The organism is Mycobacterium terramassiliense (genome assembly GCF_900157385.1).
Classification (GTDB): Bacteria; Actinomycetota; Actinomycetes; order Mycobacteriales; family Mycobacteriaceae; genus Mycobacterium; species Mycobacterium terramassiliense.
Map to the genome: position 1 here is coordinate 2,913,030 of NZ_LT717701.1, position 18,509 is coordinate 2,931,538.

General features: G+C 71.3%; 17 protein-coding genes, 1 tRNA gene and 1 pseudogene. 17 read left to right on the forward strand and 2 right to left on the reverse strand.

Features of this window, described 5'->3' with window-relative positions:
* Positions 1–208 precede the first annotated feature (208 nt).
* The 15 genes from MTAB308_RS28345 (at position 209) to MTAB308_RS28420 (ending at position 16,803) form a co-directional block, all read left to right on the forward strand.
* A complete protein-coding gene (locus MTAB308_RS28345; RefSeq protein ID WP_077104919.1) occupies positions 209–1,774 on the forward strand; it encodes a UDP-N-acetylmuramoyl-L-alanyl-D-glutamate--2,6-diaminopimelate ligase in 1,566 nt (521 codons plus the stop codon).
* Positions 1,771–3,315, forward strand: coding sequence for a UDP-N-acetylmuramoyl-tripeptide--D-alanyl-D-alanine ligase (locus MTAB308_RS28350; protein WP_077104240.1), 1,545 nt, complete (start codon positions 1,771–1,773; stop codon positions 3,313–3,315). Before MTAB308_RS28345 ends, MTAB308_RS28350 begins: the two co-directional genes overlap by 4 nt.
* Positions 3,312–4,391, forward strand: coding sequence for a phospho-N-acetylmuramoyl-pentapeptide-transferase (gene mraY, locus MTAB308_RS28355; RefSeq protein ID WP_077104242.1), 1,080 nt, complete (start codon positions 3,312–3,314; stop codon positions 4,389–4,391). Before MTAB308_RS28350 ends, mraY begins: the two co-directional genes overlap by 4 nt.
* 1 nt (position 4,392) lies before the next feature.
* Complete coding sequence (murD, locus tag MTAB308_RS28360; protein ID WP_245831575.1) at positions 4,393–5,850, forward strand: UDP-N-acetylmuramoyl-L-alanine--D-glutamate ligase; 1,458 nt, start codon at positions 4,393–4,395, stop codon at positions 5,848–5,850.
* A 129-nt stretch (positions 5,851–5,979) separates the two neighbouring features.
* Positions 5,980–7,536 (forward strand): putative lipid II flippase FtsW, encoded by a 1,557-nt coding sequence (gene ftsW / locus MTAB308_RS28365; protein WP_425436364.1) that lies wholly within the window; start codon positions 5,980–5,982, stop codon positions 7,534–7,536.
* Positions 7,533–8,762, forward strand: a complete 1,230-nt coding sequence (gene murG / locus MTAB308_RS28370) for an undecaprenyldiphospho-muramoylpentapeptide beta-N-acetylglucosaminyltransferase (protein WP_077104244.1) — start codon at positions 7,533–7,535, stop codon at positions 8,760–8,762. The genes ftsW and murG overlap by 4 nt, the downstream gene beginning before the upstream one ends.
* Positions 8,763–8,812: 50 nt before the next feature.
* The gene (murC, locus tag MTAB308_RS28375; RefSeq protein WP_216823709.1) at positions 8,813–10,270 is read left to right on the forward strand and encodes a UDP-N-acetylmuramate--L-alanine ligase; all 1,458 of its coding nucleotides are present in this window, start codon (positions 8,813–8,815) and stop codon (positions 10,268–10,270) included.
* Complete coding sequence (gene ftsQ, locus MTAB308_RS28380) at positions 10,267–11,196, forward strand: cell division protein FtsQ (protein WP_077104248.1); 930 nt, start codon at positions 10,267–10,269, stop codon at positions 11,194–11,196. Before murC ends, ftsQ begins: the two co-directional genes overlap by 4 nt.
* A gap of 237 nt (positions 11,197–11,433) precedes the next feature.
* Positions 11,434–12,585 carry a cell division protein FtsZ gene (ftsZ, locus tag MTAB308_RS28390; RefSeq protein ID WP_077104250.1) on the forward strand — a complete coding sequence of 384 codons (1,152 nt, stop codon included), beginning with the start codon at positions 11,434–11,436 and terminating at the stop codon, positions 12,583–12,585.
* 91 nt (positions 12,586–12,676) lie between these two features.
* Positions 12,677–13,384, forward strand: coding sequence for a peptidoglycan editing factor PgeF (gene pgeF, locus MTAB308_RS28395; protein ID WP_077104252.1), 708 nt, complete (start codon positions 12,677–12,679; stop codon positions 13,382–13,384).
* Positions 13,385–13,388: 4 nt separating this feature from the next.
* Positions 13,389–14,171: a YggS family pyridoxal phosphate-dependent enzyme gene (locus MTAB308_RS28400; protein ID WP_108637427.1), complete on the forward strand. Its 783-nt coding sequence runs from the start codon at positions 13,389–13,391 to the stop codon at positions 14,169–14,171.
* Positions 14,172–14,237: 66 nt separating this feature from the next.
* Complete coding sequence (locus MTAB308_RS28405; protein WP_077104257.1) at positions 14,238–14,882, forward strand: cell division protein SepF; 645 nt, start codon at positions 14,238–14,240, stop codon at positions 14,880–14,882.
* A 121-nt stretch (positions 14,883–15,003) separates the two neighbouring features.
* A complete protein-coding gene (locus tag MTAB308_RS28410; protein WP_044506515.1) occupies positions 15,004–15,294 on the forward strand; it encodes a YggT family protein in 291 nt (96 codons plus the stop codon).
* A gap of 244 nt (positions 15,295–15,538) precedes the next feature.
* Positions 15,539–16,351, forward strand: coding sequence for a DivIVA-like cell division protein Wag31 (gene wag31 / locus MTAB308_RS28415; RefSeq protein ID WP_077104259.1), 813 nt, complete (start codon positions 15,539–15,541; stop codon positions 16,349–16,351).
* 95 nt (positions 16,352–16,446) lie between these two features.
* Complete coding sequence (locus tag MTAB308_RS28420; RefSeq protein ID WP_077104261.1) at positions 16,447–16,803, forward strand: hypothetical protein; 357 nt, start codon at positions 16,447–16,449, stop codon at positions 16,801–16,803.
* On the opposite strand, the pseudogene MTAB308_RS28425 reads toward MTAB308_RS28420, so the two are convergent.
* Positions 16,800–17,501, reverse strand: a pseudogene (locus MTAB308_RS28425) (phosphoribosyltransferase); the annotation flags it as partial. The gene MTAB308_RS28420 and the pseudogene MTAB308_RS28425 sit on opposite strands and share 4 nt — an antisense overlap.
* A gap of 117 nt (positions 17,502–17,618) precedes the next feature.
* Here MTAB308_RS28425 and MTAB308_RS28430 point away from each other — a divergent pair.
* Both MTAB308_RS28430 and MTAB308_RS28435 read left to right on the forward strand, forming a co-directional pair.
* Positions 17,619–17,945 (forward strand): PadR family transcriptional regulator, encoded by a 327-nt coding sequence (locus MTAB308_RS28430; protein WP_077104265.1) that lies wholly within the window; start codon positions 17,619–17,621, stop codon positions 17,943–17,945.
* Positions 17,942–18,322, forward strand: a complete 381-nt coding sequence (locus MTAB308_RS28435; protein ID WP_083746683.1) for a hypothetical protein — start codon at positions 17,942–17,944, stop codon at positions 18,320–18,322. The genes MTAB308_RS28430 and MTAB308_RS28435 overlap by 4 nt, the downstream gene beginning before the upstream one ends.
* A 34-nt stretch (positions 18,323–18,356) precedes the next feature.
* On the opposite strand, the gene MTAB308_RS28440 is transcribed toward MTAB308_RS28435, so the two are convergent.
* A tRNA-Leu gene (locus tag MTAB308_RS28440) sits at positions 18,357–18,442 on the reverse strand.
* Positions 18,443–18,509 lie beyond the last annotated feature (67 nt).

Genomic DNA, 18,509 nt, shown 5'->3' on the forward strand with positions numbered 1-18,509 from the left:
GATCGCGAGGGCGGCGTAGCCAGGCGAAGCGGGTCGCCGCGCTTGCTCCGGAGGCTTCGATTGTGCGATGACGGCGTCGGCTGTGCACTCTGGGCGGTATCTGGACGGTTTTCACGCCCACAGCGCACACCGAAAGCCCTCGCCGCACACTCGGTGGACGAGCCAACCTGGTTCGCCGGTGTGTCTAGGTAGGGTGTCATGGCTGATCATGGCGATCGCGCGACGTTGGACGGAGGTGGTATCGGTGCCCGCTGAGCTGCGCCCCACCTCCTGTTCGGGTTCCCGGTTGCCGGCCCTGGCGGCCCAGGTCGGCGCGGTGATGGCCGACGGCGTGGCCGCCCCGGACCTCACGGTCACCGGCGTGACGCTGCGCGCCCAGGACGTGCGGCCCGGCGACCTGTTCGCCGCCCTGCCCGGCTCGACCACGCACGGCGCCCGGTTTGCCGGCGACGCCATCGAACGCGGTGCCGCCGCGGTGCTCACCGACGCCGCCGGCGTCGCGGAGATGGGCTCCCTGGCCGGCGTGGCGCCCACGCTGGTGCACCCGGCGCCCCGGCGCGTGCTCGGCGGCCTGGCCGCCGTGGTGTACGGCAACCCGTCGGAGAAGGTCACGGTCATCGGGATCACCGGGACGTCGGGCAAGACCACGACGACCTATCTGGTCGAGTCCGGGCTGCGCGCCGGCGGGCGCACGGCCGGGCTGATCGGCACGATCGGCATCCGCATCGACGGCGCCGACATCGCGAGCGCGTTGACCACCCCGGAGGCCCCCGACCTGCAGGCGATGCTCGCGGCGATGGCCGAGCGCGGGGTCGACACCGTGGTCATGGAGGCCTCCAGTCACGCGCTGACCCTGGGCCGGGTGGACGGCACCACGTTCGCGGTGGGCGCTTTCACCAATCTCTCGCGCGACCACCTCGACTTCCATCCCACGATGGCCGACTACTTCGAGGCCAAGGCCGTCCTGTTCGACCCCGGCTCGCCGCTGCGCGCCCGCACCGCCGTGGTGTGCATCGACGACGACGCCGGGCGCGCGATGGCCGAGCGCGCCGGAGACGCGATCACCGTCAGCGCCACCGGGCGCGCCGCCCACTGGCGCGCCGCGGACGTGGCGCCGATGGGTGCGGGGGGACAGGAGTTCACCGTCGTGGACCCCGCCGGGGTGCACCACCGCGTCGGCGTCCGAATGCCGGGCCATTACAACGTCGCCAATTGCCTTGTCGCGCTGGCGATCCTCGATGCGGTGGGGGTGTCCCCGGAGCAGGCGGCGCCAGGCTTGCTGCAGACCCGGGTGCCCGGGCGCCTGGAGGAGATCGACCGCGGCCAGCAATTCCTCGCGCTCGTCGACTACGCCCACAAGCCGGGCGCGTTGCGGGCGGTGCTGACGGCGCTGGCGCGGCCCGATCGCCGGCTGGCGGTGGTGTTCGGCGCGGGCGGCGAACGCGACCCGGGCAAGCGGTCGCCGATGGGCGAAATCGCCGCCGAGCTGGCCGATCTGGTGGTCGTCACCGACGACAACCCACGGGGCGAGGACCCCGCGGCGATCCGCCGCGAGATCCTGGCAGGGGCCGCCGCCGGCGCCGCCGAGGTCGTCGAGATCGCCGACCGCCGCGCGGCGATCGACCACGCGGTGGCCTGGGCCGGCCCCGGCGACGTGGTCGTGGTCGCCGGCAAGGGCCACGAAACCGGGCAGCGAGCGGCGGGGCAGACGCGCCCGTTCGACGACCGCGTGGAACTCGCCAAAGCGCTGGAGGCCCTGAGGGCTCGCCCGTGATCGACCTGACCGTCGCCCAGATCGCCGAAATCGTCGGCGGCACACTGGCTGACATCTCGCCGGAGGCCGCCGCGGACCTGCACGTCACCGGGACCGTCGAATTCGACTCCCGGGCCGTCGGCCCGGGCGGGCTGTTTCTGGCGCTGCCCGGAGCGCGCTCCGACGGGCATGACCACGCGGCCTCGGCGGTCGCGGGGGGTGCGGTCGCCGTGCTGGCGGCCCGGCCCGTCGGGGTGCCCGCCATCGTGGTCGAACCCCAGCCTCGCGCGAGCGGCGGCGGGCTGGCCGGGGTCCTCGAGCACGACGCCGACGGTTCCGGCGCGGCGGTGCTGGCCGCCCTGGCCAAGTTGGCCAGGGCGGTGGCTACCGAACTGGTCGCGGGCGGCCTGACCATCATCGGGATCACCGGGTCGTCGGGAAAGACCTCGACCAAGGACCTGGTGGCCGCCGTGCTCGAGCCGTTGGGCGAGGTGATCGCCCCGCCCGGGTCGTTCAACAACGAACTCGGCCATCCCTGGACGGTGTTGCGGGCGACCCGAAGTACGGATTACCTGGTTCTCGAGATGTCGGCGCGGCATCCCGGCAACATCGCCGCGCTGGCCGACATCGCCCCGCCGTCGATCGGGGTGGTCCTCAACGTCGGTACCGCCCATCTCGGCGAGTTCGGCTCCCGGGAAGCCATCGCGCGCACCAAAGCCGAACTGCCGCAAGCGGTTCCGCCGTCCGGCGTCGTCATCCTCAACGTCGACGACCCGGTCGTTGCCGCGATGGCCCGGGTCACCGCGGCCCGGGTGGTCCGGGTCAGCCGCGCGGCCCGCACCGATTCGGGTCCCAGCGACGTGTGGGCCGAGGGAGTGTCGCTCGACGAATTGGCCAGGCCGCGCTTTACCCTGCACGCGATGGACAGCGCAGTCGACGTGCGGCTCGGCGTGTTCGGCGACCATCAGGTCACCAACGCGCTGTGCGCCGGCGCGGTCGCGCTGCAATGCGGCGCCGGCGTCGAGCAGGTGGCCGCCGCGCTGCAAGGCGCGGGCCCGGTGTCGCGGCATCGCATGCAGGTGACCACCCGCGGCGACGGCGTCACGGTGATCGACGACGCGTACAACGCCAACCCCGACTCGATGCGGGCCGGGCTGCAGGCGCTGGCCTGGATCGCCCACGGCCCCGGGAACGGCCCCGCCGACAAGCGCAGGAGCTGGGCGGTGCTGGGCGAGATGGCCGAGCTCGGTGAGGACGCGATTGCGGAGCACGATCGCATCGGCCGGCTCGCGGTGCGCTTAGATGTGTCTCGACTCGTTGTCGTGGGAACCGGGAGGTCGATGAGCGCCATGCACGACGGCGCGATCTTGGAAGGGGCAGTGGGTTCCTGGGGCGATAGGGGGGCCGTCAGCGTGCCCGACGCCGACGCCGCCCTGGCGTTGCTGCGGGCCGAGTTGCAACCCGGCGACGTGGTCCTGATCAAGGCGTCCAACGCCGCGGGCCTGGGCGCGCTGGCGGAGGCGCTGTCCTCGGATGACGCCGACGGCGGGACCCGCCCGTGAGACAGATCCTGATTGCGGTCGCCATCGCGCTGACCGTTTCGATCCTGTTGACGCCCGCGCTGATCCGGCTGTTCACCAAGCAGGGGTTCGGCCACCAGATCCGCGAGGACGGGCCGCCGACCCACCACGCCAAGCGCGGCACGCCGTCGATGGGCGGCGTGGCGATCCTGGCCGGGATCTGGGCGGGTTACCTGGGCACCCACCTCGCGGGGCTGGCGTTCGACGGCGAGGGCATCTCGGCGTCGGGGCTGCTGGTGCTGGGCCTGGCCACCGTGCTGGGCGGCGTCGGGTTCCTCGACGACCTGATCAAGATCCGCCGGTCGCGCAACCTCGGGCTGAACAAGACGGCCAAGACGGTCGGCCAGATCGTCGCCGCGGTGCTGTTCGGCGTGCTGGTCCTGCAGTTTCGCAACGCCAGCGGCCTGACCCCGGCCAGCGCCAACCTGTCCTACGTCCGCGAAGTCGCCACCGTCACACTGGCTCCCGGCCTGTTCGTACTGTTCTGCGTGGTGATCGTCAGCGCCTGGTCCAACGCGGTCAACTTCACCGACGGCCTGGACGGCCTGGCCGCGGGCTGCATGGCCATGGTCACCGCCGCCTACGTGCTGATCACCTTCTGGCAGTACCGCAACGCGTGCGTCACCGCGCCGGGCCTGGGTTGCTACAACGTGCGCGATCCGCTGGACCTGGCGCTCATCGCGGCCGCCACCGCCGGCGCCTGCATCGGCTTTTTGTGGTGGAACGCCGCCCCGGCCAAGATCTTCATGGGCGACACCGGCTCCCTGGCGCTGGGCGGGATCATCGCCGGCCTGTCGGTCACCAGCCGCACCGAGATCCTCGCGGTCGTGCTGGGGTCGCTGTTCGTCGCCGAGGTCACGTCCGTGGTGCTGCAGATCCTGGCCTTCCGCACCACCGGGCGCCGGGTGTTCCGGATGGCGCCCTTCCACCACCATTTCGAGTTGGCCGGCTGGGCCGAGACGACGGTGATCATCCGCTTCTGGCTGCTCACCGCGATCGCCTGCGGCCTGGGGGTGGCCCTCTTCTACGGTGAATGGCTGGGCGCGATCGGTGCCTGACGTGCCCGGGCTCGACCCCCTGGCGCCGGGCGCGCCGGTGCTGGTGGCCGGCGGCGGCGTGACGGGCCGGGCGGTGCTGGCCGCCCTGACGCGGTTCGGCGCCGCGCCGACGCTGTGCGACGACGACTCGGCCACGCTGCGCCAGTACTCCGAAACCGGCGTGGCCACCGTGCCGACGTCGACCGCGACGCGGCAGGTCTCGCGATACGCCCTGGTGGTGACCAGCCCCGGCTTCTCCCCGGCCACGCCGCTGCTGGCCGCCGCGGCGACCGCCGGCGTGCCCATCTGGGGCGACGTCGAGTTGGCCTGGCGGCTCGACGCCGCCGGCCACTACGGGCCGCCGCGCCGCTGGCTGGTCGTGACCGGGACGAACGGCAAGACCACCACGACGTCGATGCTGCACGCCATGCTGACCGCCGGGGGCCGAAACAGCGTGCTGTGCGGCAACATCGGCGATCCGGTGCTGGACGTGCTCGACCAGCCCGCCGACTTGCTGGCCGTCGAGCTGTCCAGCTTCCAGCTGCACTGGGCGCCCTCGCTGCGGCCCGAGGCCGGCGTGGTCCTCAACATCGCCGAGGACCACCTTGACTGGCATTCCACGATGGCCGACTACACCGCGGCGAAGGCCCGGGTCCTGGGCGGCCGGGTGGCCGTGGTCGGGCTGGACGACGCCCGGGCCGCCGCGCTGCTGGGCACCGCCGCCGCGCCGGTGCGCGCCGGCTTCCGGCTCGGTGAGCCCGGCGCGGGCGAACTCGGCGTGCGCGACGGCCAACTGATCGACCGCGCCTTCGCCGAGGACCTGGCGCTCCTGGCGGCCGACTCGATACCGGTGCCGGGTCCGGTCGGCGTGCTCGACGCCCTGGGCGCGGCGGCGCTGGCGCGCAGCGTCGGGGTGCCCGCGGAAGCAATCGCGGCGGCCATCGCGTCCTTCCGGGTGGGCCGGCACCGGGCCGAGGTGGTCGCCGTCGCCGACGGGATCACCTACGTCGACGACTCCAAGGCCACCAACCCGCACGCCGCCGAGGCGTCGCTGCTGGCCTACCCGCGCGTGGTGTGGGTGGCCGGCGGTTTGCTGAAGGGCGCGTCGGTGGACGCCGAGGTCGCCAGGATCGCGTCGCGGCTGGTGGGTGCGGTGCTCATCGGCCGAGATCGCGCGCAGGTTGCAGAGGCGTTATCGCGACACGCGCCGGATGTCCCCGTCGTCCAGGTTGTGACAGGCGAGGATGCTGATATGAATGCGACTGCTGTGGTTTCTGATACACATGTGACAGAAGTGAGACCTTCGGGCGGGGACCTCGGCGCTCGCGTCATGACCGCGGCCGTGGCCGCCGCCCGGCAGCTTGCCCAGCCCGGCGACACGGTGCTGCTCGCGCCGGCCGGCGCGTCGTTCGACCAGTTCGCAGGCTACGCAGCCCGGGGCGACGCGTTCGCCGCCGCCGTGCGCGCGGCGACCCGGTAGGTGGGCGTGGCGAACGCGCTGACCCGGCGGCTGCGCCGGGGCAAGAAGATCAAGGGCGACCCGGCCGAGCCGGGGGCGCCGGACGTCGAACACGCCGCCGAGGCCTCAGACGCCCCGGACGCCTCGGATGTGGAAGCCCCGACGGACGTCATCGAAACCGCCGACCCGGCCGATGCCGGCGCCGGGGCCGGGGCCAGGCTGGCCGCGATCCCGGGCGGTCTGCGCAGCCGGTTCGGCGCGTGGCTGGGTCGTCCGATGACGTCGTTTCACCTGATCATCGCGGTCACCGGGTTGCTGACGACGCTCGGGCTGATCATGGTGCTGTCCGCCTCGGGCGTGCGCTCCTACGGCGCCGACGGGTCGGCCTGGGTGATCTTCGCCAAGCAGGTCCTGTGGACGGTCATCGGGCTCGTCGCGGCCTACATCGCGATGCGCGTGTCGGTGCGGTTCATCCGGCGGGTGGCCTTCACCGGCTACCTCATCACCATCATTTTGCTGGTGCTGGTGCTGGTTCCCGGGATCGGCAACCTGGCCAACGGCTCGCGCAAGTGGTTCGTGATCGCGGGCTTCTCGATGCAGCCCTCCGAGCTGGCCAAGATCGCGTTCGCGATCTGGGGTGCGCACCTGCTGGCGGCGCGACGCATGGAACGGGCCTCGCTGCGGGAGATGCTGATCCCGCTGGTCCCGGCGGCGGTCATCGCGCTGGCGCTGATCGTCGCCCAGCCCGACCTGGGCCAGACGGTGTCGCTGGGCATCATCCTGCTGGCCCTGCTCTGGTATGCCGGGCTGCCGCTGCGCGTCTTCGTCACCTCGCTGGTGGCCGTCTTCATGGCCGGCGCGGTCCTGGCGATGTCGGCGGGGTACCGCTCGGACCGGGTGCGGTCCTGGATCAACCCCGAGAACGACCCGCAGGACACCGGCTACCAGGCCCGGCAGGCCAAGTTCGCGCTGGCCCACGGCGGCGTCTTCGGGGACGGCCTCGGCCAGGGCGTCGCCAAGTGGAACTACCTGCCCAACGCCCACAACGACTTCATCTTCGCCATCATCGGCGAGGAACTGGGCTTCATCGGTGCGTTCGGGTTGCTGGCTCTCTTCGGTCTGTTCGCCTACACCGGGATGCGGATCGCGCGCCGGTCCGCCGACCCGTTCCTGCGGTTGGTGACCGCCACCACGACCATGTGGATCCTCGGTCAGGCGTTCATCAACATCGGCTATGTCATCGGCGTGCTGCCGGTCACCGGCCTGCAGCTGCCACTCATCTCCGCGGGCGGAACATCAACGGCCGCAACGCTATTCATGATCGGCATCATGGCCAATGCGGCGCGACACGAACCGGAGGCGGTGGCCGCGCTGCGGGCCGGCCGCGACGACAAGGTGAACCAGCTGCTGCGCCTGCCGCTGCCCCGGCCCTACGCGCCGAGCCGCATCGAGGCCTTCCGGGACCGCAAGCGAGATGGCGCACCGGCGTCCCGGAAGGCACCCAAAGCGCCCAAGGCGCCCGCCGGGAAGGCATCGCGCGGCGCCGACAAGCCGCTGCGCAAGGCGTCCGGCCGAACGGCCGGCCGGCCGGCGCGCCAGTCTGGGGGCGCCGCGCGGGTGCGGGGAGGGCATCATGGATCAAGCCAGCGGTACGGTCAGCGTCCGACACGGCGAGCACGCGCATTGGAAGGTCAGCGTTACGGGTGAACGGCACGATCAATCAGCCGGCCGGCGGGTTGGGGGGAAACCCCTCGCCCGCCGGTGCCGCATCATCGGTCGATGCGGCGGTTGATTCCGCCCTGTCGGTCGTGCTGGCCGGCGGCGGCACGGCCGGCCACGTCGAGCCCGCGATGGCCGTCGCCGACGCGCTCACCGCGCTCGATCCCCGGGTCCGCATCACCGCGCTGGGCACCCGGCGCGGACTCGAGACCCGGTTGGTGCCGGAGCGGGGCTACCACCTCGAGCTGATCACGCCGGTGCCGCTGCCCCGGAAACCCAGCGGTGACCTGGCGCGGCTGCCACCGAGGGTGTGGCGTGCCGTCCGGGAGGCCCGCGCCGTGCTCGACGCCGTCGACGCCGACGTGGTGATCGGTTTCGGCGGCTACGTGGCCGTTCCGGCGTACCTGGCCGCGCGCGGCGGGCTCGGCCGCAGGCGCCGCGTCCCGGTGCTGATCCACGAGGCCAACGCCCGCGCCGGGCTGGCCAACCGCGTCGGCGCCCGCAGCGCCGTCCGGGTGCTCTCGGCGGTGCCGGATTGCGGCCTGCCGCGCGCCGAGGTGGTCGGCGTGCCGATCCGGGCGACGCTCACCGCGCTCGACCGCGCGGCGTTGCGCGCCGAGGCGCGCCGGCACTTCGGTTTCGCCGACGACGCGCGGGTGCTGCTGGTGTTCGGCGGCTCGCAGGGCGCCGTCTCGCTCAACCGGGCCGTTTCCGGGGCGGCCGCCGACCTGGCCGCCGCGGGTGTCAGCGTGCTGCATGCGCACGGCCCCAAGAACACCCTCGACCTGCGCGAACCCGCACCCCACGACCCGCCCTACGTGGCGGTGCCCTACCTGGACCGGATGGACCTGGCCTACGCCGCCGCCGACCTGGCGATCTGCCGGTCCGGGGCGATGACGGTCGCCGAAGTCTCGGCCGTCGGCCTACCGGCCATCTACGTGCCGCTGCCGATCGGCAACGGCGAGCAGCGGCTCAACGCGCTGCCGGTGGTCAACGCCGGTGGCGGGATGGTCGTGTCCGATGCCGCCCTGACCCCGGCGCTGGTCGCCCGCGAGGTGGCCGGCCTGCTCACCGACCCCCCGCGGCTGGCCGCGATGACGGCGGCCGCCGCGCGGGTCGGCCACCCCGACGCGGCGCGGCAGGTGGCCCAGGCGGCGCTGGACATCGCGCGACGGGCGCGGGTCGGCCGCGCGCCGGCCGGGAGAAGCACGTGAACGCCGAGCAGGCGCCGGCCGAGCTGCCCCCCGAGCTGCAAAGGGTGCACATGGTCGGCATCGGGGGAGCCGGGATGTCGGGCATCGCCCGCATCCTGCTGGACCGGGGCGGGCTGGTGTCGGGGTCCGACGCCAAGGAGTCGCGGGGCCTGCACGCCTTGCGGGCCCGGGGCGCGCTGATCCGCATCGGCCATGACGCGTCGTCGCTGGATCAGTTGCCCGGCGGCGTCACCGCGGTCATCACCACCCACGCCGCCATCCCGAAGACCAACCCCGAGCTGGTCGAGGCGCGCCAGCGCGGCATTCCGGTAATCCTGCGACCCGCCGTGCTGGCCAAGCTGATGGCCGGGCGCACCACGCTGATGGTCACCGGCACGCACGGCAAGACGACGACGACGTCGATGCTGATCGTGGCCCTGCAGCACTGCGGGCGGGACCCGTCGTTCGCCGTCGGCGGCGACCTGGGCGAGGCCGGCACCAACGCCCACCACGGCAGCGGCGACTGCTTCGTCGCCGAGGCTGACGAGAGCGACGGCTCGCTGCTGGTGTACACCCCCGACGTCGCGGTGGTCACCAACATCGAGACCGATCACCTGGACTTCTACGGCAGCGCCGACGCGTACGTCGAGGTGTTCGACTCCTTCGTGGAGCGCCTCGCCCCCGGCGGCGCGCTCGTCGTCTGCACCGACGACCCGGGGGCGGCTGCGCTGGCCGAACGCACCGCCGCGCTGGGCATCCGCGTGCTGCGCTACGGCTCGGGCGGTGAAGGCTCCCCCGCGAGCGGGCGGTACCCCCAGGCCGCCACGCTGTTGTCGTGGGACCAGCAGGGCACCGGGGCGGTCGCACACATCCAGCTGGCCGGCGAACCCCACCCGCGCGTGATGCGGCTGTCGGTGCCCGGCCGGCACATGGCGCTCAACGCGCTGGGCGCGTTGCTGGCGGCGATCGAGATCGGCGCCTCGGCCGATGAGGTGCTCGACGGGCTGGCCGGATTCGAGGGCGTGCGCCGCCGATTCGAACTGGTCGGCAGCTCCGGAACCGGCCAGGCCTCGGTGCGGGTGTTCGACGACTACGCCCATCACCCCACCGAGATCAGCGCCACGCTCGCGGCGGTTCGTGCGCTGCTCGGGCAGGGCGACGGCGGCACCGATGGCCGCTGCATCGTGGTGTTTCAGCCGCATTTGTATTCGCGCACAAAGGCTTTCGCGGCCGAGTTCGGTCGCGCGCTGGACGCCGCCGACGAGGTCTTCGTCCTCGACGTCTACGGAGCCCGCGAACAGCCGCTCACCGGTGTCAGCGGGGCCAGCGTCGCCGAGCACGTCAGCGTGCCGGTGCGTTACCTCCCGGACTTCTCGGCGGTCGCCGAGGAGGTCGCCGCCGCGGCGGGCCCCGGCGACGTCGTCGTCACGATGGGCGCCGGCGACGTGACCCTGCTGGGCCCCGAGATCGTCACCGCGCTGCGGGTGCGGGCCAACCGCAGCGCGCCGGGCCGGGGGGTCCTGCGATGACCGAGCCGGACGAGCCCACCCCGGCCGGCTCCGAGCACGCCGACGGGGTGATCACCGAACCGATCGCGACGGGCGCGGGCGACGAGGCGCCGCAGGCCGCGGAGGCCGACTTCGAGGGGCCACGCCGGCGTGCGCGCCGCGAGCGGGCCGAGCGCCGCGCCGCGCAGGAGCGCGCCCGAGCCATCGAGGAGGCTCGCCGCGAGGCCAAGCGCCGGGCCAGCGGGCGCATCGTCAACCAGCCCAAACCCGCCGCGCGGGGCGTCGTGCGGGGCCTGAAAATGCTGCTCGCCAGCGTGATCGTGGCCGTCGTCGGGGTCGGCCTCGGACTCATCCTCTATTTCACGCCGGCGATGTCGGCGCGCAACATCGTCGTCACCGGGATCGGAACGGTGACGCGCGAGGAGGTGCTCGACGCGGCGCGGGTGCGGCCCGGCACGCCGCTGCTGCAGATCAACACCAACCAGGTCGCCGAGCGCGTCGCCGCGATCCGGCGGGTGGCCAGCGCCCGGGTGCAGCGCCAGTACCCGTCGGCGCTGCGCATCACCATCGTCGAGCGAGTCCCGTTGGTGGTCAAGGACTTTCCGGACGGCCCGCACCTCTTCGACCGCGACGGCGTCGACTTCGCGACCGGCCCGCCGCCACCGGCGCTGCCCTACATCGATGTGGCCAATCCGGGGCCGAACGACCCCACCACCAAGGCCGCGCTGCAGGTGCTGATCGCGCTGCGCCCCGAGGTGGCGGGCCAGGTGGGCCGCATCGCGGCCCCGTCGGTGGCCTCGATCACCCTGACGCTCAACGACGGGCGGGTGGTGATCTGGGGGACCACCGACCGCACCGACGAGAAGGCCGAAAAGCTGGCCGCGCTGTTGACGCAGCCCGGCAAGACCTACGACGTGTCCAGCCCCGACCTGCCGACCGTCAAGTAGGCAGCGCGCGCGACGGTGCGGCTGGCCGGACACTCGGCTCCGAATGTGCGGCGAGCCGCACCCTCGGCATCAGGAAAAATTTGCGTGCCGCGCCTCGGCGCGCCTGCGGGATATGCGCGCGTACTACCCATACCGTTCTGTTTGCGCGGAACTACTTGACATAACTCTAACTCTATGGTTGAGGTTGAGGGTTTGCCAGGCCGACACACCGAGTCCCACCAGGGAGGAAGACGAATGATGACCCCCCCGCACAATTACTTGGCCGTTATCAAGGTTGTGGGTATCGGTGGCGGCGGCGTCAACGCCGTCAACCGGATGATCGAACAGGGCCTCAAGGGCGTGGAGTTCATCGCGATCAACACCGATGCGCAGGCGCTGTTGATGAGCGACGCCGACGTCAAGCTCGACGTCGGCCGCGACTCCACCCGCGGGCTGGGCGCCGGAGCGGACCCCGAGGTCGGGCGGCGGGCCGCCGAGGACGCCAAGGACGAGATCGAAGAGCTGCTGCGCGGGGCCGACATGGTGTTCGTCACCGCCGGCGAGGGCGGCGGCACCGGCACCGGCGGGGCCCCCGTCGTCGCCAGCATCGCGCGCAAGCTGGGCGCGCTGACCGTCGGCGTGGTCACCCGGCCGTTCTCGTTCGAGGGCAAACGGCGCGGCAATCAGGCCGAAACCGGCATCGCCGCGCTGCGGGAGAGCTGCGACACGCTCATCGTGATCCCCAACGACCGGCTGCTGCAGATGGGCGACGCCGCGGTGTCGCTGATGGACGCCTTCCGCAGCGCCGACGAGGTGTTGCTCAACGGCGTGCAGGGCATCACCGACCTGATCACCACGCCGGGCCTGATCAACGTCGACTTCGCCGACGTCAAGGGCATCATGTCCGGCGCCGGCACCGCGCTGATGGGCATCGGGTCGGCGCGCGGCGAAGGCCGGTCGCTCAAGGCCGCCGAGATCGCCATCAACTCGCCGCTGCTGGAGGCGTCGATGGAGGGCGCGCAGGGCGTGCTGATGTCGATCGCCGGCGGCAGCGACCTGGGCCTGTTCGAGATCAACGAGGCGGCCTCGCTGGTGCAGGACGCCGCCCATCAGGACGCCAACATCATCTTCGGCACCGTGATCGACGACTCGCTGGGCGACGAGGTGCGCGTCACCGTCATCGCCGCGGGCTTCGAAGCCGCCGGACCGGGGCGCAAGCCGGTCACCGGCGCCAGCGCCGACGACAAGGGCGGCGCCCACCGCATCGAGGCGGCGAAGGCCGGCAAGCTCAGCTCCACGCTGTTCGAGCCGGTCGACGCGGTCAGCGTTCCCGTGCACACCAACGGTTCGACGCTGAATATCGGCGGCGACGACGACGATGTCGACGTGCCGCCCTTCATGCGCCGCTGAGGGTCTCAATTTGCTTGCCAGTGCGCGACAAACCGGCCGCGGCCGGACGGCGTTGCCCGCTGGCGGGTGGGGGGCTTCGGATACTGGTCACGTGAGCGTTCGCATCCGGCGGGTGACGACGACCCGCGCGGGCGGGGTCTCGGCGCCGCCGTTCGACACCTTCAACCTCGGCGACCACGTCGGCGACGACCCGGCCGCGGTGGCCGCGAACCGGAAGCGGCTCGCGGCCGCCGTGGGCCTGGGCGCCCACCGGATCGTGTGGATGAACCAGGTCCATGGTGATCGGGTCGAGGCGGTCGACGGCCCGCGGAGCGCCGCCGTGGACGAGACCGACGCATTGGTGACCGGAACGGCGCGCCTGGCGCTGGCGGTGGTCACCGCCGACTGCGTGCCGGTGTTGCTGGCCGACGCGCGTGCCGGCGTGATCGCCGCGGTGCACGCCGGCCGCGTCGGCGCGCAGCGCGGGGTGGTGGCGCGCGCGGTCGAGGCGATGGAAGCGCGCGGCGCGCAGGCCGGCGACATCTCGGCCCTGCTCGGCCCGGCGGTCAGCGGTCGCAACTACGAAGTGCCCGCCGCGATGGCCGACGAGGTCGAGGCGGCGTTGCCGGGCAGCCGCACCACCACCGCGGCCGGCACCCCCGGACTTGACCTGCGCGCCGGAATCGCTTGCCAGCTGCGCGATTTGGGCGTGACGGCGATCGACATAGATCCGCGCTGCACGGTGGAGGACCCGGCCTTGTTCAGTCATCGCCGGGACGCTCCGACCGGGCGGCTGGCTTCGCTGATCTGGATGGAGTGACGGCGTGGCGGGGGACATGCCGGCCCACGAGTTGGGTGACCGCGAATCCGAATTGACGCACGCGTTGGCCGCGGTGCGATCGCGACTTGCGGCGGCCGCGGAAGCGGCGGGTCGCAATGTCAGCGAAATTGAACTTCTCCCTATTACCAAATTCTTTCCAGCAACCGACGTTGCGATTTTGTCTCGATTGGGTTGTCGGTGCGTTGGCGAATCTCGCGATCAGGAAGCCACGGCGAAGGTCGCCGAAGTCGCCCGGTTGGCCGGCAGTTCCGGGCGAGACGACTTGCGGAATATGCACTGGCACATGGTGGGCCGGATTCAGCGGAACAAGGCGCGGTCACTGGCGCAATGGGCGCACACCGCCCACTCGGTCGACAGCGCGCGCCTGGTCGCCGCGCTCGACCGGGCGGCGTCGGCGGCGCTGGCCGACGGGCGCCGGCAGGAGCCGCTGCGCGTCTACGTCGAGATCAGCCTGGACGGCGACGTGTCGCGCGGCGGCGTCGACGTCACCACGACCGGCGCCGTCGACGAGGTGTGCGCGCAGGTCGAGGACTCACCAAGCCTGGAACTGCTGGGGCTGATGGGCATCCCGCCGCTGGACTGGGACCCCGCGCGCGCCTTCGACCTGCTGCGATCCGAGCACCGCCGGGTGCTGGAATCGCACCCGCACGCGCGGGGACTGTCCGCCGGCATGTCCAACGACTTCGAAATAGCCGTCAAACATGGTTCGACATGTGTGCGTGTCGGTACCGCGCTATTGGGTCCGAGGCGGCTACCGTCACCGTGAGTAGTCACTGTAGTCACATCTTCATCACAGACACCAATATTCCCAGGGGCTAGAAGGGTTTACGCGATGAGCACACTGCACAAAGTCAAGGCCTACTTCGGTATGGCTCCGATGGAGGACTACGACGACGAGTACTACGACGACCGGGCTCCCTCCCGCGGCTTCCCGCGCCCCCGGTTCGACGACGGCTACGGCCGCTATGACGGGCGCGACTACGACGACCCGCGGGGCGAGCCGGCCGACTACCCGCCGACCGGCGGCTACCGCGGCGGCTACGCCGACGAGGGGCGCTACGGCCCCGTTCATCCGCGCGAATTCGAGCGGCCCGAGATGAGCCGCCCGCGCCTCGGTTCGTGGTTGCGCAATTCCACCCGCGGTGCGCTGGCGATGGACCCGCGTCGGATGGCGATGCTGTTCGAAGAGGGCAGCCCGCTGTCGAAGATCACGACGCTGCGGCCCAAGGACTACAGCGAGGCGCGCACCATCGGCGAACGGTTCCGCGACGGCACCCCGGTGATCATGGACCTGGTGTCGATGGACAACGCCGACGCCAAGCGGCTGGTCGACTTCGCCGCCGGCCTGGCCTTCGCGTTGCGCGGGTCGTTCGACAAGGTCGCGACCAAGGTGTTCCTGCTGTCGCCCCCCGACGTCGACGTCTCACCGGAGGAGCGTCGCCGGATCGCCGAAACCGGCTTCTACGCCTACCAGTAGACGCACCCGTTCCCGCGGCTTAGCGGGTCAGCGCACGTGAGATGTGTGCCCGCTCCCGAGAATCGGTACGCTGGCGCCTGACATTCGGGTCATCTCATCGCTAAGGTCGGGGCTTGTAGAGTTGGTGCTGTTTTTTCAGATCCTTGGGTTTGCGCTGTTCATCTTCTGGCTGCTGCTCATCGCCCGGGTCGTCGTCGAGTTCATCCGCTCGTTCAGCCGCGACTGGCATCCCACCGGCCTCACCGTGGTGATCCTGGAGATCATCATGTCGATCACCGATCCGCCGGTGAAGCTGCTGCGGCGCCTGATCCCACAGCTCACCATCGGAGCGGTGCGTTTCGACCTGTCGATCATGGTGCTGCTGCTGGTCGCGTTCATCGGCATGCAGCTGGCGTTCGGCGCCGCGGCGTGAGCGATGCCGCGGCCGGTGGCCTGGAGACGGTTCGGCCACGTTTTAGTGTCGGTTCGGGCGCCGCAATTTAAAAATTTTAAGGGTTTGGATTTTATTGGTCTTAGTGTGTGAAATTGGATCTTAATTATCGGGCTAATCGGCTACCGCCGAGTCTGGTGTGACAGGATGGACGGCAGTTGCACGACGGCAACCACTCCGTTCTACACTTTCCAGATCGTTTGACAGGAACTCGAGGGGACGAACAATGCCGCTTACACCAGCCGACGTCCACAATGTGGCGTTCAGTAAGCCGCCGATCGGCAAGCGCGGTTACAACGAAGACGAGGTCGACGCCTTTCTCGACCTGGTGGAAAACGAGCTGACGCGGCTCATCGAGGAGAACTCCGATCTGCGTCAACGGATTGAGGAGCTGGACCGCGAGCTGGCCGCGGGTGGGGGCGGCGGCGCCGCACAGCCCACCCAGGCGATCCCGGCCTTCGAGCCCGAGCCCGAGCCCGTCAAACCCGCGCCGGTCGTCGCGCCCCCGGCGCCCCCGGCGCCCGCGGCGTCGCAGGGAACCAACGAGGAACAGGCACTGAAGGCCGCGCGGGTGCTGAGCCTGGCCCAGGACACCGCCGACCGGCTGACCAGCACCGCCAAGGCCGAATCGGACAAGATGCTGGCCGACGCCCGCGCCAACGCGGAGCAGATCGTCAGCGAGGCCCGTCAGACCGCCGAGACCACGGTCACCGAGGCCCGGCAGCGCGCGGACGCGATGCTGGCCGACGCCCAGACCCGCTCGGAGACCCAGTTGCGCCAGGCCCAGGAGAAGGCCGACGCCCTGCAGGCCGACGCCGAACGCAAGCACTCCGAAATCATGGGAACCATCAACCAGCAGCGCACCGTGCTGGAAGGCCGCCTCGAGCAGCTGCGCACCTTCGAACGCGAATACCGCACCCGGCTCAAGACCTACCTGGAATCCCAGCTGGAGGAACTCGGCCAGCGTGGATCGGCGGCGCCCGTCGACTCCAGCGCCGACGCCGGCGGGTTCGACCAATTCAATCGGGGTAATAACTAGCCGGGCGGCGTGCCGGGGTGCTCGCCAGGGTTCAAGCGCGGCACACTAGCCTGCAGTAGACCTGGCAGTCTCCCTTGTCGGCTGGAGGATGACCGATGCTGATCATTGCGCTGGTACTCGCCCTGATTGGGCTCGTCGCGTTGGTGTTCGCGGTGGTCACCAGCAACGAGCTGGTCGCGTGGGTGTGCATCGGAGCCAGCGTCATCGGGGTGGTGCTGCTGATCATCGACGCGTTGCGGGAACGCCAGCGTCGCGACGCCGTCGGCGAAGTGCACGACGTGGATGAAGCCGGCGACGCCGAGGAAGCCCCGGTCGACTACCCCGAAGGGGTTCCCGACGAGGGCCAGCAGCCGGGCGCCGAGGGCGCTGTCGACGAGTCGGCGCAGGGCCCGGAGACCAGCGACGAGCCGGCGGTGCCCGCCGAGGGCCGCGGGGACGACCGGGCGACCTAGCCGGTCGGCGTACTGAGCAGCTCGCGCACCTCATCGTCACTGACCTGGCGAAAGTCGGCGTATACCTGCCCGACGGCCTCGAACCCGGGCGGCATGGTGGCGCACACCACGTCGTCGGCTTCCCGCCCGATCTCGCGGCAGGTGGACGCGGGTCCGACGGGCACCGCCACGACGATTGACCGCGGCCCCGCGGCCCGCAGGGCGCGGACGGCGGCCAGCATGCTCGCGCCGGTGGCGATGCCGTCGTCGACCAGGATCACCGTCTTGCCGCGCGGGTCGGACAGGGGCCGCTCGCCTCGGTAGGCCTGCTCGCGCCGGTTGAGTTCGGCCGTCTCGCTGGCGATCACCTCGCGCACCTGGTCGTCGGTGATGCGCAGGTTGGCGACGACGTTGTCGTTCATCACGACGCCGCCGCCGCTGGCCAGCGCGCCCATCGCCAGCTCCGACCAGCGCGGGACCCCGAGCTTGCGCACCAGAAACACGTCCAGCGGGGCGTGCAGCGCCGCGGCGACTTCCCAGGCCACGGGCACCCCGCCGCGCGCCAGCCCGAAGACCAGGACGCCGTCTTTGTCGCGGTAGGACGCCAACTCCTCGGCCAGCACGCGCCCGGCCTCACGACGGTCGCGGAACGTGCGCGTCGCCGTTCGCCGGAGGAAGCCGCTGGGTGGGTTCATGGGTCGCATTCGGGGCCGGTGGCCCTTCCCAGGCTAGTCGTGCCGAGCCGCGTCCGTCAGGACCGTTGCGAAGTCTGTTGCGCGGCAGGCTGATTCCCGACGTCATTGCCGTACTACGTCACACGTACTAGCTTGAACGATGTGGCGAGGCCCAACGATCCCGGCGTGCTGATCCTGACCAGCCTGGCGTCCGGGCCCAAGCACGGGTATGCGCTGGCGCGCGACATCGAGGCGTTCTCCGGCGCGGCGCTGGGTCCGGGGACCCTCTACGGGGCGATCACCCGCCTGGAAGAGCGGGGCCTCATCGAGCCCCTGCAACAGGACCAACGGCGGCGGCCGTATCGGCTGACCGCGGCGGGGCGGGCCGAGCTCTCCGCGGCGGTGCGCGAGTTGGGCGCGATCGTCGACGAGGGCGCCCGAAGGTTGGGCCTTCCGCTGGGCACCCCGCGGCCGGGCTGGTCGGTATGAACGCCGACGATGCGCGGCGGGCGCTGCGCTGGTATCCGCGGGCCTGGCGCCGCCGCTACGGCGACGAGCTGGTGGCCTTGCTGGAGGACATGTTCGGCGATGAGCCGCTGTCCCGTCGCTGCCGGATATCGCTGATGTGGTCAGGCACGACCGAAAGGATGTACGAGATGAGTCGGCGCTTTCGCAAAACGTATGCGGGCTACAGCGTTGCCTGCGCGGTGGTATGGGCCGTGATCCTGGCCACGGTGTCGTCGACGGCGGACAGCTCCACCCGGCACACGCTCATGCTGGTTTTCGGGGGCTGGTGGATCGGGTGGCTGTCGGCGACGATCGCCAGGGCCGTCTATCCGCCGCCGAAACGGCGTGTCGGTCCCTGACAAAGGCCCAGCGGGAGCCCTCGACAGGAAAGTGTGTCCGAGGGGGGACTTGAACCCCCACGCCCATTAGTAGGGCACTAGCACCTCAAGCTAGCGCGTCTGCCATTCCGCCACTCGGACAAGACCCAACGAGAGTTGGCAGCTAAGGCTATCGGATCGGGCCGCACAGACCCAACCCAGCTCACCG

Coding starts and splice junctions, on each gene's coding strand:
- MTAB308_RS28420 (WP_077104261.1), top strand. CDS start 16,447: ATGCTGATCATTGCGCTGGTACTCGCCCTGATTGGGCTCGTCGCGTTG.
- MTAB308_RS28345 (WP_077104919.1), top strand. CDS start 209: ATGGCGATCGCGCGACGTTGGACGGAGGTGGTATCGGTGCCCGCTGAG.
- MTAB308_RS28435 (WP_083746683.1), top strand. CDS start 17,942: ATGAACGCCGACGATGCGCGGCGGGCGCTGCGCTGGTATCCGCGGGCC.
- ftsQ (WP_077104248.1), top strand. CDS start 10,267: ATGACCGAGCCGGACGAGCCCACCCCGGCCGGCTCCGAGCACGCCGAC.
- MTAB308_RS28405 (WP_077104257.1), top strand. CDS start 14,238: ATGAGCACACTGCACAAAGTCAAGGCCTACTTCGGTATGGCTCCGATG.
- murC (WP_216823709.1), top strand. CDS start 8,813: ATGGTCGGCATCGGGGGAGCCGGGATGTCGGGCATCGCCCGCATCCTG.
- wag31 (WP_077104259.1), top strand. CDS start 15,539: ATGCCGCTTACACCAGCCGACGTCCACAATGTGGCGTTCAGTAAGCCG.
- ftsZ (WP_077104250.1), top strand. CDS start 11,434: ATGACCCCCCCGCACAATTACTTGGCCGTTATCAAGGTTGTGGGTATC.